Here is an 18,600-nt window from a genome sequence, read left to right as displayed (position 1 = left end):
ATTAACTCGATTGAACGGATGCTGGCGACGACCGACGTTATGTGAGGTTGCCGAAAACAGAATCGATCGTTGGCGATCAGAACAAGCGAGTGCCAAAACGGGCTTTGAACTCAATATTGTCATCACGATCTTGAGTTTCGTCATCACTGTCGTAATCAAAGATCTCGTCGAAACGTAAATCTCGTCGGTACTTTACAAACTTACTGTTGTCCCGACCGAGGACGGTTCCGTCGCCGTCAATGTCGCCAAACAAGCGATGGAACTCATCGATGGCGGACACGCCGGGCGCGTCGCCGTTGGCATCGATGCCGAATTCCGATCCGTCGACCATCAGGGTGTAGAGGCCGTCGACCAACATCGGAGAAAGCTCCGGCTGCGAGGCCGAGATCGCTTCGATCAAAGTCGTCCCTGCGAATCCAAGGACGACGACCTGTTTTCCATTTACCAGTTCGGAATTGAGTACCTCAAGCTGGACGCGCGATCCGGTCGATGACTCCACGACAAAACCGTCCCCTTGGACGGGACCTGGAGCGATGTTGACCGCCCCCGCAAATGTCACCTGAATTTTGCGAAGGATCGAGCGTTGCCCCGTCGAATCGGGAGTGTAATCAAGTTCCGATTGGACGTCTTCGTTGAAGTAAACAACGCTCTCAACGGGAACAGAGGCCAGTCCCAAGTCATCGTTCAAAATGGTACCGAGTCCGCTGCCGTCGCTTATCGTCACATCGCGGCCTGATGATTGGACATTTCTCAACAGGACGAGGAACGTCTCATCCGGCTCGGCGAAGACATCCCCGACCACGCTGACGTTAAACGATTCAGTGATCGATGTGTTGCCATCGAACTGCAGCGTGCCACTTTGGTTCAGGTAGTCGTTGTCTGAAGTCGTCGCGGAACCGTCAGCCGTGGCGTAGTCGACAGAAACGGGGACATCCACCGAATTGTTCAGCGTCACGGTAAATCTCGTGATGACCTGCCCACGATTGCCTTCGAAAACCATCGAGTCATCGATTGAAAACGCGGCGGAGTCGTCGTTGAAAATTTCGCCTGTCGCCGAGTCGGGGCTACCTACCAGGTATTGCCCACCTGGCGCCGGTGCGACTGAAAGTACAACGGTTTCATCTAACTCCACTATGTCGTCCTGATTCGGTGTGACAACAACGGTCACAGCCTCTACTCCAGCTGGGAAGGAGATCGATCCGCTATGAGTCATCGAATAATCGACACCCGGTGTTGCAGAACCCGTCGTCGCAAAATCAACTGAAAGGGCAGGTGTTTCCGAAGAAACGTTGTCTCGAGTCACTGTAAAGGTGATTGTTTCAGCACCGTCCTCCGTGACTGCGGCTGCAGGCCCCAGAATAGAAATCTGACTGATGTCGTCGTTCAAGATCAAGGATGACGCAGATGATGTGGCAGGATCAAGGGAATAGGCGACATTGGAAAGAATCGTGACCGTGATGTCCTCGTCTGGCTCGACAATTGAGTCCGCCGCCACGGTGTATTGTATGGACGCCGAAGGAACCCCGGCGGCCAGGGTAATGCTACCTGTGGACAATCCGTTGTAGTCCGTTCCTGCCGACGCAGAGCCGGCGACTTCGTAGTGGATCGTCACAGGAACTGTCAGATCACCGGTCCGCAAGAATGAAACTTCACGCGTCCCATACTGGTCTTCTACGAATTCAGGAACCATTTCGACGCCCACCTTTGGAAGTGAATCGTCATTCACGATCGTCCCGACCAGCGAACTCGGCGCCCCAACGATGTAGGCAGCGTCGGGAAGAAGTGACAGGATGACCGTTTCGTCTGGCTCGATAGCGGAATCCTGTTGCGGATCAATGGTGACCGACGCAGTGTTCTCACCGACGGCAAACGTGATCTCACCCACCGCGCTGGGGACGTAGTCCACACCGGATTCCGCGGTTCCCGTGGTCGAAAACTTGACCGTCAGCTCGGGACTCGTCAAATCAACGCTGTCGCGAACAAAGACGAAATTCATCGTACCGGCAGCATCTTCGTTGATTGCGTTTGGCCCAAGCGACATGCTAATCGTGCTGAAGTCATCATCCGTGATGGTCCCGACAGCTGATCCATTCGTGCCGATGATGTAATCACCCTCGAGAATCGTCAATTGCACGGTTTCAGAGAATTCAACCAATTCATCGTCGACCGGCTGAACTTCAACCGTGGTTTGGAATTGTCCCGCGGCGAATGAAAGTAAGCCATCGTGCGAGACAGAAAAATCTACACCAGGTGTTGCGGGACCCGATATTCCATAACCAATGGTCAGTGGCAGGCTCGCGTCATCGCGGGAGAACGTATAGATCAGCGGCGAATTCCCGTTCTCCCCGACCTCATTCGGAGCGACGGCAACCGATACCATAGGCAGATCGTCATTATTGATGGTGGCGATCCCCTGATTGTCTCTGATTAGAACGGTACGGTTCGAAGCAGAGAGATTGGCCAGATCGACGACGAAGGTCTCATTCAACTCGACCTTGGTATCGCCATTGATGGTGACGTTGATCGTTTGAGTCTCACCGGCGGTTCCGACGAAGTTCAGCGTGCCACTTCCCGCCACGTAGTCACCATCGCCCGTCGTGGCGGTCCCGTCGGCGGTGGTGAAGTCAACCGACAAGCCCGTGTCGACGGCCGAGTCCAGCGTGACGGTGAACGTCAAGTCGGTGGTGCCCGAGTCGCCTTCGGTGATCGCAACATCCCCGATCGACAAGGAAGCGGAGTCATCATTGCGGATCGTGCCGGTTGCCTGTGCGTCGGAGATGGTCACGTTGCGACCGGATGCCGCCAAGTTCGACAGATCGACGACAAAGGTCTCGTTCAACTCGACTTTCGTGTCGCCATTGATCGTGATGTTGATCGTCTGAGTTTCACCTGCGGTTCCGACGAAGTTCAGCGTGCCATTGGCGCCGACATAGTCACCATCTGCCGTCGTTGCGGTGCCATCCGCGGTGGCGAAGTCAACCGACACGCCCGTGTCAACGGCTGAGTCCAGCGTGACGGTGAACGTCAAGTCGGTGGTGCCCGAGTCGCCTTCGGTGATCGCAACATCCCCGATCGACAAGGAAGCGCCGTCGTCATTGCGGATCGTGCCGGTTGCCTGCGCGTCGGAGATGGTCACGTTGCGACCGGACGCCGCCAAGTTCGAAAGATCGACGACGAAGGTCTCGTTCAACTCGACTTTCGTGTCGCCATTGATCGTGACGTTGAACGTTTGAGTTTCACCGGCGGTCCCGGCGAAGTTCAGCGTGCCATTGGCGCCGACATAGTCACCATCTGCAGTCGTAGCGGTGCCATCCGCTGTAGCGAAATCAACCGACACGCCCGTGTCAACGGCCGAGTCCAGTGTGACGGTGAAGGCCAATTCAGTGGTGCCCGAATCGCCTTCGGTGATCGCAACGTCACCGATCGATAACGAAGCGGAGTCATCATTGCGAATCGTGCCGGTGGCTTGCGTGCCTGCGATTATCACGTTGCGGCCCGAGGCAACCAAACCGCTCAGATTGACCACGAAGGATTCATCGAGCTCGACTTTCGTGTCGCCATTGATCGTGACGTTGAACGTTTGAGTTTCACCGGCGGTTCCAACGAAGTTCAGCGTGCCGCTGGCGCCGGCATAGTCACCATCTGCCGTCGTTGCAGTACCATCCGCAGTGGAGAAATCGACCGACAAACCCGTGTCAACGGCCGAGTCCAGCGTGACGGTGAATGTCAAGTCGGTGGTGCCCGAGTCGCCTTCGGTGATCGCAACATCCCCGATCGACAAGGAAGCGCCGTCGTCATTGCGGATCGTGCCGATTGCTTGTGCGTCCGCGAGCGTTACGCCGACTCCGGTGACGTTGGAAAGGTTGACCAGGAAGTTTTCATCGAGTTCAACGGTGTTATCGCCGTTGACCGAAACCGAGAAGGTTTGGGTTTCGCCGGCTAATCCCGAGAACGTGAGTGTCGTGGAAGAGGCAGCATAGTCCTCGCCAGAGGTTGCCGTTCCATCAACCGTGGCGACGTCAACGTTGAACGCGGTGTCCACTTCTGAATCAAGCGTGACAATGAAGTCAAAAACGGTTGTCCCGTCCGCACCTTCGGATTGAGTGACGTCGGCGATCGAAAGCGACGCGCCGTCGTCGTTGTTGATTGTGCCGGTTGCCTGCGCGTCGGAGACTGTCACGTTGCGACCGGAGGCCGCCAAGTTCGACAGATCGACAACGAAGGTCTCATTCAACTCGACCTTGGTATCGCCATTGATCGTGATGTTGATCGTCTGAGTTTCACCGGCGGTTCCGGCGAAGTTCAAGGTGCCACTTGTGGCCACGTAGTCGCCATCGCCCGTCGTGGCGGTCCCGTCGGCGGTGGTGAAATTGACCGACAAGCCCGTGTCGACGGCCGAGTCCAGTGTGACGGTGAACGTCAAGTCGGTGGTGCCCGAGTCGCCTTCGGTGATCGCAACGTCACCGATCGATAAGGAAGCGGAGTCATCATTGCGAATCGTGCCGATTGCTTGCGCGTCTGCGATTATCACGCCAACTCCGGTGACGTTGGAGAGGTTGACCACGAAGTTCTCATCAAGTTCAACGGTGTTATCGCCGTTGACCGAAACCGAGAAGGTCTGGGTCTCGCCGGCTGATCCCGAGAAGGCGAGTGTCGTGGACGAGGCAACATAGTCCTCACCAGAGGTTGCCGTTCCATCAGCCGTCGCGACGTCAACGTTGAACGCGGCGTCCACTTCTGAATCAAGCGTGACAATGAAGTCAAAAACGGTTGTCCCGTCCGCACCTTCGGATTGAGTGACGTTGGCGATCGAGAGGGACGCCCCGTCATCGTTGTTGATTGTGCCGGTTGCCTGTGCGTCGGAGATGGTCACGTTGCGACCGGACGCCGCCAAGTTCGAAAGATCGACGACGAAGGTCTCATTCAACTCGACTTTCGTGTCGCCATTGATCGTGATGTTGATCGTCTGAGTTTCACCTGCGGTTCCGACGAAGTTCAGCGTGCCACTTCCCGCCACGTAGTCACCATCTGCCGTCGTTGCGGTGCCATCCGCGGTGGCGAAGTCAACCGATACGCCCGTCTCGACGGCGGAGTCCAGTGTGACAGTGAATGTCAAGGCAGAGGTGCCCAAATCGCCTTCCGTGATCGCAACATCACCGATCGACAACGAAGCGGAGTCATCATTGTTGATTGTGCCAATTGCTTGCGAGTCCGCGAGTGTCACGTTGCGGCCCGAGGCAACCAAACCGCTCAGATTGACCACGAAGGTTTCATCGAGCTCGACTTTCGTGTCGCCATGGATCGTGACGTTGAACGTTTGAGTTTCACCGGCGGTTCCGGTGAAGTTCAGCGTGCCACTTCCCGCCACGTAGTCACCATCTGCCGTCGTTGCGGTGCCATCCGCGGTGGCGAAGTCAACCGACACGCCCGTCTCGACGGCGGAGTCCAGTGTGACAGTGAATGTCAAGGCAGAGGTGCCCGAATCGCCTTCCGTGATCGCAACATCACCGATCGATAAGGAAGCGGAGTCATCATTGCGAATCGTGCCGGTGGCTTGCGTGCCTGCGATTATCACGTTGCGGCCCGAGGCAACCAAACCGCTCAGATTGACCACGAAGGATTCATCGAGCTCGACTTTCGTGTCGCCATTGATCGTGATGTTGATCGTCTGAGTTTCACCTGCGGTTCCGACGAAGTTCAGCGTGCCATTGGCGCCGACATAGTCACCCTCTGCAGTCGTTGCGGTGCCATCCGCGGTGGCGAAGTCAACCGACACGCCCGTGTCAACGGCCGAGTCCAGCGTGACGGTGAATGTCAAGTCGGTGGTGCCCGAGTCGCCTTCGGTGATCGCAACATCACCGATCGACAAGGAAGCGGAGTCATCATTGCGGATCGTGCCTGTTGCCTGCGCGTCCGCGAGCGTTACGCCGACTCCGGTGACGTTGAAAAGGTTGACCAGGAAGTTTTCATCGAGTTCAACGGTGTTATCGCCGTTGACCGAAACCGAGAAGGTCTGGGTCTCGCCGGCTGATCCCGAGAAGGCGAGTGTCGTGGACGAGGCAACATAGTCGTCACCAGAGGTTGCCGTTCCATCAGCCGTGGCGACGTCAACGTTGAACGCGGTGTCCACTTCTGAATCAAGCGTGACAATGAAGTCAAAAACGGTTGTCCCGTCCGCACCTTCGGATTGAGTGACGTCGGCGATCGAAAGCGACGCGCCGTCGTCGTTGTTGATTGTGCCGGTTGCCTGTGCGTCGGAGACTGTCACGTTGCGACCGGAGGCCGCCAAGTTCGACAGATCGACGACGAAGGTCTCGTTCAACTCGACCTTGGTATCGCCATTGATCGTGACGTTGATCGTTTGAGTCTCACCGGCGGTTCCGGCGAAGTTCAAGGTGCCACTTGTGGCCACGTAGTCGCCATCGCCCGTCGTGGCGGTACCATCCGCGGTGGCGAAGTCAACCGACACGCCCGTCTCGACGGCGGAGTCCAGCGTGACGGTGAAGGTCAAGGCAGAGGTGCCCGAATCGCCTTCCGTGATCGCAACATCCCCGATCGACAAGGAAGCGGAGTCATCGTCAAGGATCAAGGCCGTTGCAGAAGGGCTGAGTGGAGAGACATCGTATGTCGCCAAGTCTTGCATCGTCAGAATGACCGATTCGTCGGGTTCGACAATCAGGTCAATCGTTGGGTTGATGCTGACCTGTGCGGTTCCGACTCCGGCTGCAAAGTCAACTGACAGTGGGGTGGTGGCGGGATAATCCGTTCCAAACGTCGCCGTTCCAGTCAGCTCAAACTCAACGGTCAGGGCGGGTGTTTCGGGCCCCGTGCCTGTTTTTCGAAACTGATAGGTCAGCAGTCCGCTATCCTCGGTCGCATTGGCAATGGGGACGACGCTCACGACACTCGTGTCATCGTTGAGAATGATGCCGGTTTCAATGGCATTGGTAATGACGGCGGGAGACGTCGGATTGCTGAGAGTAACGGTAAACCCTTGATTTAACTCGACGAACGGGTCTCCGCTCACATTAACGGTAATCAGCTTGCTGGATTCACCATCGGCAAAACTGATCGTACCGCTGGGCAGGGTTCCGCCAAAGTCATCCGCATTGGCTGGCTGCAAGCCGGTTCCCGTGACTGCATAATCGACGCTGGTGGGGCCGTTCGTGTCTCCGCTGCGAGTCACAGTAAACGTAAATGGCGTTGTCCCATTGTTACCCTCGAGCTGAACGGCATTGGTTCTTTCGATTGACAGCAATGTGGGCAACTCAGCTTCGAAGGCACCGACATCGACACGGGTGCCAATCAACCGGGGGAAACCGGAACCACGCTGATCAAACGATTCGGCCGAACTGGTTGGTCCAGAGTCTCGAGCGGGGCTGGTTGGCAGCAATGCGTGGGTCATAGTCGGCCCGCCGTTGTCGGCGAGGACGTCTAGGCCGGGGGCGGTAATCCCTACTTGATCCGACGGTTGGTTAAACCCTGTGGTTGCGTTTCCGATGCCGACCAGATTGAAACCAAGCGTGTTAATCGTGGGGCCCGCTGGTCCGGTCGAAGTATTGATATCCGAACCAAGATTGCCCGCAACGATCGATGCGAAAAGATTGTTGTTGCTCGGCGTTGCTGCAAATCCGATCCCACCGCCGAACCCCGAGTTTAGGGTGACGGTGGAATGGCGTAGGTTGAGTACGCCACCTACGTTCGTAAGCCCCCCACCGATCGATGCGGCGCTGTTTCCGGAGAAGGTCGTGTTGGTGACATCGGCAGTGAAGGTGGTGCCGTCGAGATTCACCTCAAAGATCAGGCCGCCGCCATTCTGCGCCGAGTTGTTGTCGATCGTCGATGCCTTCAACGCCAGGTTGCCGTTGACGACACTCACTCCACCTCCATTTGCGTTTGACCCGATCGCCTGATTTTCGGTGATCGTGGTGGACGTGATGGACACGTCCGCATCCACAACTGCGATTCCACCACCATCTCTTCCGTTCCCGGAAACGGTATTGAGTCCGAAGAGCGAATTGGAAATGGTGAGCGAACCGCCTCGCTGATAAAGACCGCCGCCTGATCCGTCGGTTGTGTTGTTGGCAACGAATTGCACGCCGTCCAGGAGCAGATCGCCTGTCGAGAATATTCCCGCGCCGTTAGCATCAGCTCCCGAGGTGGCGCCCTGGATAATCGACAGGTTGGACAAAGTCACGTCGGTTCCGCTGAACACTCGGAACACACGTGAGAGGCCTGAGCCACTGACAACGGTCGACGTCTTTCCACGCCCGGTGATCGTCAGGTCTTCGGTAATGTCCAACTGGCCTAGGGTGAGGCTTGTCGTTCCGTTCAGACCGATCAGGTAGCCGATCTGATCAGGTCCCGGGTTCAGGTTGGCAAGTTCGACCGCCTCGCGAAGGGACAAGTCGCCCGATGAGTAATCTCCGTCGCTCTCGTCAATCAACGTCGACACGGTGAGAGGGCTGGCGACCACGGTCACCGCATGGTCCTCCACTTCACCATCTCCGGCGAGCCCCGTCACCCCGAGGTTTCCAGACGTGCTGAGGCGGAATCGAGCGAAAGTGGTTCCCGTTCGAATGGCTCCACCAGATGCGCGAGGAATCGTAAAGTTTAGGTTCTGAAGTCCATCAGCCGTCCCGAGGTCGAAATCCGTGAAAATCTGTTCGCCGGGATCGGTCCAGTCACCGTCCTGATTAAAGTCGATCCAGGCATCCAGCCGATTTGATGTCGGGTCAGCATTTCGCAGATCGACACCCACTGTGCCGACACTCGTGCTGCTGCCCGAGGCGAACAAAATCGATGAGAACGTCACTCCATCCTCATCATCCGAGGCACCGACAAGGTCATCCGAGTCTGCGTCGGCCGAGTTCACCCCATCCAAGTCCGCATCGATGACGGTTCCGAGTGTCGGTCCACCATTGACGACGTGCCGTGCACCATCATCGGCGAGCGAAACGGGGTACGAACTGGTGAAACCAGACTGGCCGGAATGAGGCGCGTCACCGAAGTCCACTCCCGGTTCCGCGGCGATCAAAACCTGATGGTCTTCGACCTCACCGTCGCTCGCAGGTCCTGTTGTCGCCAAGCCCCCCGAAGTGCTCACGCGGAACCGAGCGAAGGTCGTCAGCGGGCCGCCATCGGTGGCAAACGAGGTCACCGGAGCGTCGGCGGGATAGGTAAAGGTGTCAATGCCGACGAAACCATTCGCGGTGAAGGAGATCGGATGAGACGGCAGAAAGACGGGAGGCACATCGGCCGACGGATCGTCTGCGAGATCAAAGCTGGAACCCGGCAGCACGATGGAAGAGCTGATACGCTGGGTTGTGCCGGCCAGAGTCACATCGGCAGAGATTGAAAAGCTATCGTTACCCGAAAAGTCATCGGCGAGATTGAACGTTTCATTGGCCACGTTTGCTTCGATACCACCAATGATCATTGTGGTCGACAGGGGGACATACGAAGCGAGGTTGGAACCCGTTCCAGTCCCGGTTCGCAAGTCTGTGGCACGTTTGTCAATCACGACCTCAAATGTGTACGGTGTCCCATCGAATTCTCCGGAACGAAGAATCCCATCGCCATCGAGTCCCCAAGGATTGGCGCCATCGTCCTCCAAGAAACCGTTCCAGCGATAGGTGACCGTTCCCGATTCTGTGTCAACATTGGCTCCCGTGTCTTGGGGAATGGTAAACGCCAATGATTGAACACCGTTGCTTGTACCCAGATCAAAACTCGTAAAGACTTGCTCGCCAGAATCATCCCAATCGCCGTCGCGATTGAAGTCGATCCAAGCGTCCAGGCGATTCGAAGTCGGATCAGCATTTCGCAGTTCGATATCGACGAAACCCGTCGTCGTCGATGTCGTTGAAGCGATGAGCGCATCGGTGAATACAACGCCATCCTCATCATCGACAACCTCATCAGCATCGTCGGCGTCCGCGTTGGTGGAATGGACTCCGTCGAGTTCTGAATCACGGTTGATACCCAAGGTCGGTCCGACCACCTCGTGGCGCGCACCATCCTCGGCGAGTGTTACCGCATAGTTTCCTGCGAATCCGGACTGTGATGTGTTTGGCGCATCGCCGAAATCGGGATCCGGTGTGGAATCATCGTCCAACGTCACGACGGAAACACTCTGGTCGACAAGCAAGTCAAACGCGTCGGAAGATAAGGCAGGATCGATTGCAAAGGTCACCGACGACGTTTGATCTCCGTCCACCAAGGCGTCGTCAACTCCGGTGAGAGTGACGGTTTGCGCGACGTTCCAATTCGCGGTGGTGAACGTCAGTTGATTTCGATCTGCGGAAACTTCTCCCGTGTCACCCACGGTCACATTGATGACCACATCCGAAATTGGCTGCGCTGTCAGGGCGACGGTCAAATCATCAGTGCTGCCCGATTCACTGACTTCGGTGTTGCCGGGCGCGCGTCCATCGATGTATTCGACATCAAACTGCAACTGTCCGAGATCAAGGCCACCCGTGAAGATGACACTGACAAAGAAACGCTCACCGCCGGTGAGCCGCTTGCTCACCGGATCGGGCGAGGTAAACAAGACGCTGTTTGCCGTAACCTCTTTATTCCACAAGTCAGCCGAAGAGAGCGGGGTCTTGTTCAAGGCGGTATTTCCATGATTGCCATCGATCGTGACGCCGTCGGGCAAGCCTGAAAACGTCACGCGAAAACCGTCGTAGGATCCCGTGCCGACGAAATTGATCGTGCCCGCTTGAAATCCAGGAATTCCCCAACTGGGTAAGGTTGTCGTGTTCGATGCGATCCAAGGGTTGCCGAAGGGGTCGACACCAGAGGAACCGGCATCGGACCAGGTAAAGGCATCCCCACCGGTTTCGGCCACGACAAAGCCCGCAACCTCATCGTCGGTCACGTTCACTGTGTCCGACGAGCCGGCATGCCCCGTAGCGGTCGCCGAGATCGTTACCACCTGTGTGCCGTCCACCAAAGTGTCATCTTCGGCGGTCAGCGGAACTGTGACAGAGGCCTGCCCCGCCGGGATCGTGACCGAATTTTGAATCGTCGCTTCTGTGGTGTCGTCGCTGACCAAATTCACAAGCAGGGAACCGCTCGTATCGCTGCTTCTGGTGATGGTCACACTCGTCGCGGCCGCTCCGCTTGATTCAGAAATTCCTGTGTCAACAATGTTGACTGCCAGGACGGCAGCGTCGTCGTTTTGAATCGTCCCCAGCGCAAAACGATTCACGATCGAGACGCCCGAACTCGGATTGGACAGCAGGGTCCTGAATTGTTCATCGGCTTCGGCGACCAAATCGCCGCTGACGCCGACGGCAATGATTTTAGCTGTTTCGCCGATCGCAAAATTCAATGTCCCGCTCGGAAACGCACCGCCGAAGTCGACAGCATCAGCAGGACTAACGCCCTCGCCGGTTACGGAAAAGTCGACAGTTGCGGCGAAGTCGGTTTCACCCAGCCGAGTGACGGTGAAAAAGAAATTTGTTGTTCCGGAATTGCCTTCGGTTTTGACCGCATCAACCGCGGCAATCAAAAAGGTTGACGCGAGACTCGTCTCGAAAGAACCGATGTCAACATTGCTTCCGACCAGTCGCGGGAATCCCGTGCCGCGTTGATCGAACGCTTCAGCGGAAAACGTGTCACCTCCATCGATGGCCGGACTGCCCGCAAGCAACGCGTGCGTCGGAGTTGGCCCACCATTGTCAGCAAGAATGTCGAGGCCTGGGGCGACGACTCCATTGGTGTCCGACGACATGTTGAAGTTCAAGCTGACGTTTCCCGTACCGATCAGATTGAAATCCTGACTGACGACCGACGCAGGAGATCCGTTGATCGAGTCAATGTCACTGTTAATATTTCCCGCGACGATGCTGCTATTGATGAAACTCCTTGCAATCCGCCCGGAGCTACGAGTGTCGTTTGCGATACCACTCCCAAACCCTGCGGGCGCCGTGTTCGCAGTGACGGTGCTGTGCGTCAGGTTGAGATTGCCTTCTCCGACCGAGATGCCGCCACCTTCGCCGTTGGTCGTGTTTCCAGAAATCGTCGAGTTGATGACGCTGAAGCTGCTCGAACCATTTCGATCGGCGTAGTCAATTCCGCCACCTTTGTTGACGGAAGTGTTGCCGGCGATGGTGCTGCCACGAACAAGCAGAGTTCCAGAATCGACGGCGATGCCGCCTCCCAAACCTCCTGACGTTGTCCCCTGAGCTTGGTTGTTTGCGATCGAGCTATCGACCACGTTGAGCGTGCCCAGGTATTGGTAAACCCCACCTCCGGACCGAATCACGGATGTGTTTCCATCGATGATCGTGTTGGTCAAAGTGGTGGTCGTGATGTACGAGTACATCCCACCGCCAACGGTGATGGCTTGGTTGTTCGTGATCGAAGTGTTAGAAATCTCGGTCGGCCCGGATGATGTGAGGCCGCCGCCAGAACTATTCGATGTGTTTCCATCGATGATCGTGTCGGCAATCACGAGCATCTTTGATGATGAGCTATGGTTGATTCCGCCGCCGGCGCCCGACGTGTTGTTGCTGATCACCGAACTGCGAATTTCCAAATCTCCCTGGCTGAAGATGGCGCCGCCCGACCCGTTGGTGTGGCCGTCAACAAGCGTCAACCCATCGAGCAACACATCAGCGCTCGAGGTAAAGTTGAAGATTCTCGACTGGTTCCCGCCACTGATGGTCAGTAGCGAGGCTCCGGGTCCGGTCACGGTCAACGCTCCGGACCCTGACAGTTCGCCTCCAGTCAACGTGATCGTTCCTCCGCTCAATCCAGGAGCGAACACGATTTCGTCGGGCGCGGGATTCAATTCCGAAATCTCGATTGCTTCCCGAAGCGATAAATCACCTGGACTAAAATCTCCATCGCTTTCATCGACGAGCGTATCAACGATGATCGGGTCGACGTTGAAAACCTCGATGGCATGGTCTTCCACTTCACCGTCGACGGCTTGGCCTGTCGGAGACAATCCGCCGACCGTGCTGATTCGGAACCGAGCGTAGGTTGTTCCACTGAGCACGTTCGCACCAAGGTCTTGTGGCACGGCAAAGTTAACTGTCTGGGGACCGGCGACGACGCCCAGATCGAAATCCGTGAAAATCTGTTCGCCGACACTCCAAATCCCGTCCTGATTGAAATCGAGCCAAGCGTCCAACCGATTAGAAGTCGAGTGGGGATTTTGCAGGTTGATCTCTACCGAACCGGTCAGAGCGACGTTGGTCGATGCAAAAACAGCACCGCCAAAATCAACCCCGTCTTCGTCATCTTGATTGGCAAGATCGTCGGCGTTGGCTAGCGCGGAATTTACTCCATCGGCTTCGCTATCACGATTCGGACCAAGATGGGGACCAACCGCGATGTGTCTTGCACCGTCATCGGCCAAGGTAACAGGAAACGGCAATGGAGCATCACCGAAATCTGGCAAGGCATCGTCATTGATGATTGTGCCGTTGGCCGTCGCAACCGCGATCGTCGCGGCGCCACTCGGATTGCTTAGTGTGACACGGAAGGTTTCGTTGGGTTCGATGTCGAAGTCGCCTGTCACCGCAACGGCCAACGACTTTGAATCCTCACCCTCGGCAAAGGTCAGTGTCCCGGAAGGAAAGGCACCACCGAAATCTGTTGCACCGGCCGGATTGGTCCCGACGCCGGTCACCGCATAATCCACACTGAACTCGCCGACCAATTCGTCCGCTCGAGTCACCGTAAACGTCAAGTTTGTCGTGCCAGAGCTTCCTTCTTGTTTCTGAGCGTCATTCGCCGCGATGGAGAAAACAGGGTCAACACCTTCCACATGAACGATCTGATTCTCAGGAAGGTTATCGAGCGACAATGCCAAGATGAAAGCGCCGCTGGCCGATTCCGGCAATTCAAAAGAACCGACTCCGGGATCAAAATCGGTCGTCGCATTGAAATATCCGGTGGCAAGATGATTGCCCGCGTCGTCAATCATCAACTGATTGATAGACGTGGTTGAATCAGCGGCCTGATGGGCAACAAACCTAAAATCACCCGTCTCTGACAATCCCCAAATGGCACTATTGATCCCGACCGCCTCCACTTCATACACGTCGGCGGATGGATCAAAATCGACGGTCCGCCAAAATCTCATTGCGAGTGAGGCATTGCCTTCGCTGTCGACAGCGATACTACTCGGGGTGTCAAAGTAGGTTCCACCGATGCCCCTCGCCCAAATGAACTGTCCGTCCTTATCAAATTTCGAGAGGAACGCATCGCGTTCACCGTTACTCGTGATCAGGAAGGAACCAGGCCCGGGATCAAAATCAGTCGTTTGGCCCACCGAAGTTGAAAACGCATCTCCAAATCCGCCGCCCACCAAGATATTGTCATTGCGATCGATCGCCAGAGTCGAAGAGAATTCGATGGCTGCGCCGCCCCATGCCCTCGCCCAAACAAAGTCTCCCGCGGAAGATAGCTTCAATAGATAAGCGTCCGACTCCGAAGATCCCGGCGACACATAACTTGTCACCCCAGGCCCCGGATCGAAGTCGACTTCACCACGGAAATCGCCCGCCGCATACACGTCGCCGTTTGAATCGGCCGCGATCGCCCAGGAAAAATCGCCACGTCCAAGTGGATAGTTGACTTCATCGAGTGACTTGGCCCAAACGAAATTCAGATCGGAGTCGAGCTTCAAGAAAAAACTGTCGGCGTTCCCGCTGGATCCGGCATCGGGAAGATTGAACACTCCGGGGCCGGGATCAAAGTCGACCGTGCGTCGGTATCCACCAGAGAGCAGGAGGTTGCCGGTGTTGTCCAACGAAAGGCCGCTTATATCGCCTCCGATCTGCCCCACGCTGACGAATTGACCGTCGCTGTCGAGCTTCAAGATGTAATTGTCGCGGGTATTGACGGGAGTCAAATTGACGATTCCAGGGCCCGGATCGAAATCGACCGCTTCCGCAAATTCGCCAACGGCGAACACATCGCCCGAGCCACTTACAACCATCCGCCACACAGTTTCCTTTCCGGCACTGCCGATCTGGTGCGCCCAACGCAAATTCCCACTTGGCGTGTAGCTGGCGATATAGCCATCCTCCGAAGTACTCGGCGTGGTCAAAAGAAACTCGCCAGCGCTCGGATCGGCATCAATGGTCCCGGCGAACCTCCCGGCATGGTAGAGGTTGCCTGCCGAATCACGCCCGATTGCCTCGCCGATCGTAAAATTGTCGCCCGTAATCGGTAAAACGAAAGAGAACGCCAACTCTTGCGACGTTGGCGGGCTTTCGTTGCCATCTCCGTCGTTCAACGTGACAGTCACAAGCCGCGAGAGAGTCGACGGAGAATCGGACGAGTTGACAAATTGGAGATTTCGTAGAATCGCCTGCGCGGCAGCCGGCGTCGAGTCGGCATTGAACGCGACGATCAGCGGCGTCGCTGCCGTGCCACCGGCAAAAGTCCCGACATCAACCCCTTCGAACGACACCGTGTTTCCAATGACGCCGATTTGGCCAGCACCGGTCCCTTGGTTGCGAATCGATAGCTGGTCGTTCGCTGTGCTATTTTCGGCGATGGCGATCGTCAGGGTTCCGCCGTCGAAGTCGGGTGAATCCGCGTCAGACACCGTTGCGTTGGAATCGACCAGAATCGCAACGTCGCCTTCGACGTAGGTGACCGGGCCCGACGGCAGAGATAGCACCGGAGGCTGACTGGAAATCACATCGTCGTTGAGAATCAGACCGTTTGCCGATGCGGTCGTGATCGTGGCCGCACCGGCGGGGTTGGCCAGCGTCACGACAAAGTTCTCATCGGGCTCCACCAGCGTATCACCGCTGACGCTGACACTGATCACTTTGCTGGATTCGCCATCGGCAAAGTTGATCGTGCCGCCGGCAAACGCGCCCCCAAAATCATTGGCATCGGCGGGTTGGGGAGACGCGCCGCTGACGCTGTAGTCCACGCTCGTCGTTCCGGATGTGCTCCCCGACCGGGTCACCGTGAAGGTGAAATCGACGGAGCCCAAATCCCCTTCACTCTTCGAAGCATCCGTCGCGGCGATCGCAAAATCTGAATCGAGCATCGAATTGAAGATCGGCTGCACCGCGAGTCCGGCGAGCGATACTCCCTGAGATCCCGCGGCAGGGGCGACGGTGATCGTGATGCTTCCACTTGCGTTGGCGGTGACCACCTGGGCGTAATCGTCCAAGCGATTCAAGCTTGAGCCAACAGCGTCATTGACGACCAGTTGGCCGTTCACAAGTGTCTGAGTAAATGAAACCGTATCCGCCCCGGTCACCGTCACATCATGACCATAGTCTTCGGGTCGGTTTTCGAAACCAAACAGATAGACCCCGTATGGCGCCCCCGCAGTCAATCCCGTCCACGTCGACGTGAAGGTATTTCCCAGTTCGTTGTAGCTGTATCCGTCCAGGTCAACCAAGGACGGAAAGTGGCGCGGGATCGTCGAGGAAGCCGGACCTGAAGAACTGATCCATGTCGTCCCAATGATCGACGACGAAACGTTCACGGTCGTTGCCGCACCATCGTCACGATTCAGGTTCGAACCGTCCGCGTTGAACAAGGCACCTGCGCCCTTCCAGTTCGACGGAACATTTCCAGCGGAGTCAAAATCAATTCCGATGACCGGTGGTAATTCAGCATCGATCACGTCGACCTGCAAAAATCCTAGAGCGGTTCCAACCGGATAACTTGTCGACGTGCTGGCGAGAACCGAATGAGCGATCGAGCTTTGGTGTGGCCCTTCTTCGATTCCGTCGCTGATCCCACGAACGTGAACCGTTTGTGCCGCCGCGGAGTCAAAGACCAGTTGCAGTGTCGAACTGAAATTGACACCATCGGAACTCACCAGAGTTTGAGAGTCCGCGGCAATCTCGATCGTGACCAACCCCGCGGGGTCACCATTGAGCGAGAGATCGTAGCTGTCATCCAGACCGGGACCAGTGGCTTCGAAAGGTCGAGTGTCGCCTCCGCTTTGAGTGAACACAACTCCGGGCTGGCCACTATCGCTGGCCACCGTCAGGTTGGCGTCGTTGACGTCAAAAAAGACATTCCCCAGGGCGCGAACACGCAAGCGAGCACTGGTAAGATTGACATTGGGGATCGTGACGGTTTGAGATCCGTCATTGGCCGTTGCGGAGGCGAGGACGTACGGATACGTCAATCCGCCGTCGGCAGACATTTCAATCGCGACGTCACTGACATTGATGGCACCAGCATTGGTCCCCGCAACATCCCAAGTCACCGTTTCGACCGAACCGCCCGTGAGGATGGAACTGGTATTGAAACTGGTGATGGCGAACGGGCCAGATGTGCTATCAACCGTGATCACCATGTCATCGCTGGAGACACCGCCGTGACCGTCACGAACCGTTGCGCGAAAGTTCAAATCGCGGCTGATCGATGGCAGCACTTCACCGGTCGCAGCCGTGTCAACTCCGTTGAGCAAGTCATCGAGCCGAGGAAAGATTCTTGTCGGATCATTGGTTGGAGCAAAGGCGCGAAAGATCGGGCCGTTCCCCAGGTCCGTCAGCGGCAAACTTTGGGGCGTTCCCAAATCCAGCTGCTCCCATGAGTAGCTCAGCGGATCAGCGTCACTTCCGACCGCCGTCAAAGCAAACGGAGTCTCGGCGGGAATGGTGTAGTCGATCCCGGCATTGACGGTCGGGACATCGTTGGCGAGCGGAGTCGTCGAACTGGGGTCCGCTCCCGTCTGAGTGGTGATGTAATCGCTGATGTCCTCGACGCTAGCGGAGTGGAACACGGGGTCTTCGGTCGATTGCAAATCGTTCGCACCACAGATTCCGGCATAGCTCATGATCGTCGATCCGCTCGCCGGTTCGTAAGCCGACGCGGGATCGTAGGTGGTTGAGTTGCAGTTGGTCCCCGCGACAGAGGCATTGAATGTGTGTCGAGCACTGAACTGGTGTCCCAACTCATGAGCGACCACCAGATTCCAACCCTCTGAACCGACCGAGCTGATATTGCCGACGACGGTCGCGCCGCCACCCTTCAGAGAGGAACTCCCAACCACGCCCAGGTAGGCGAGGCCGGAGGTGCCTCCTCCACCGAATGTCCCCAAGACATGCCCGACATCGTAGCTGTCCGGCCCGATGATCGTGTCAAAGACCCCGGTGCCTTGATTGATCAATAAACTCAGATTGCCATTGTCCAGTCCGTCGTCCGTCGGGTCACTTGTTTCAAAGATGGTGTTGGCGCCGGTGACCAAATCGAAGTGAATCGCAAGTTCGGGCTCGTAGATTGCATTCAACTCCGATACCAAGGCATTCACGCTCGCCAGAGCAGCGACTTCACCGCCGATCGCCGCCGTGAATTCTTCCGTTGTTGCAATGGCCAAACGGTAGTTGCGCAGTTCGTCGCCGTAGGAATAGTTCGTGTCTCCCGCCAGCAAATAGCGTTGTTCCAGAATCTGCATCCGAAGCCGATTGCGTCTTGCATGGACTCGATCGCCTCGGTGGTTGCGAACCGGTCGCTCACCCAGCGCCCTGCGCAAGTGGTTGATAAAACTCACGGATTCATTCCTGGAGAAAATGGATAAGGAGGCAAAGGACAGATGACCCGGGAATGGACAACCGCTGCCTCAAATAAGTGAATGCCTGGGCACTA

At 56.7% G+C, this 18,600-nt stretch carries 1 protein-coding gene; it reads right to left on the bottom strand.

All coding sequences use genetic code 11. The annotated features are described in order from the left end of the window. Nucleotides 1–76: 76 nt before the first annotated feature. Nucleotides 77–18,505, bottom strand: a complete 18,429-nt coding sequence (locus tag NZK35_RS21685) for a Calx-beta domain-containing protein (protein ID WP_259634616.1) — start codon at nucleotides 18,503–18,505, stop codon at nucleotides 77–79. Nucleotides 18,506–18,600 lie beyond the last annotated feature (95 nt).

The sequence above is a fragment of the Stieleria sedimenti genome (genome assembly GCF_025060895.1).
Taxonomy (GTDB): Bacteria; Planctomycetota; Planctomycetia; order Pirellulales; family Pirellulaceae; genus Stieleria; species Stieleria sedimenti.
The sequence above is the reverse complement of the archived record's forward strand: the minus strand, read 5'-3'. Positions and strand labels throughout refer to the sequence as shown.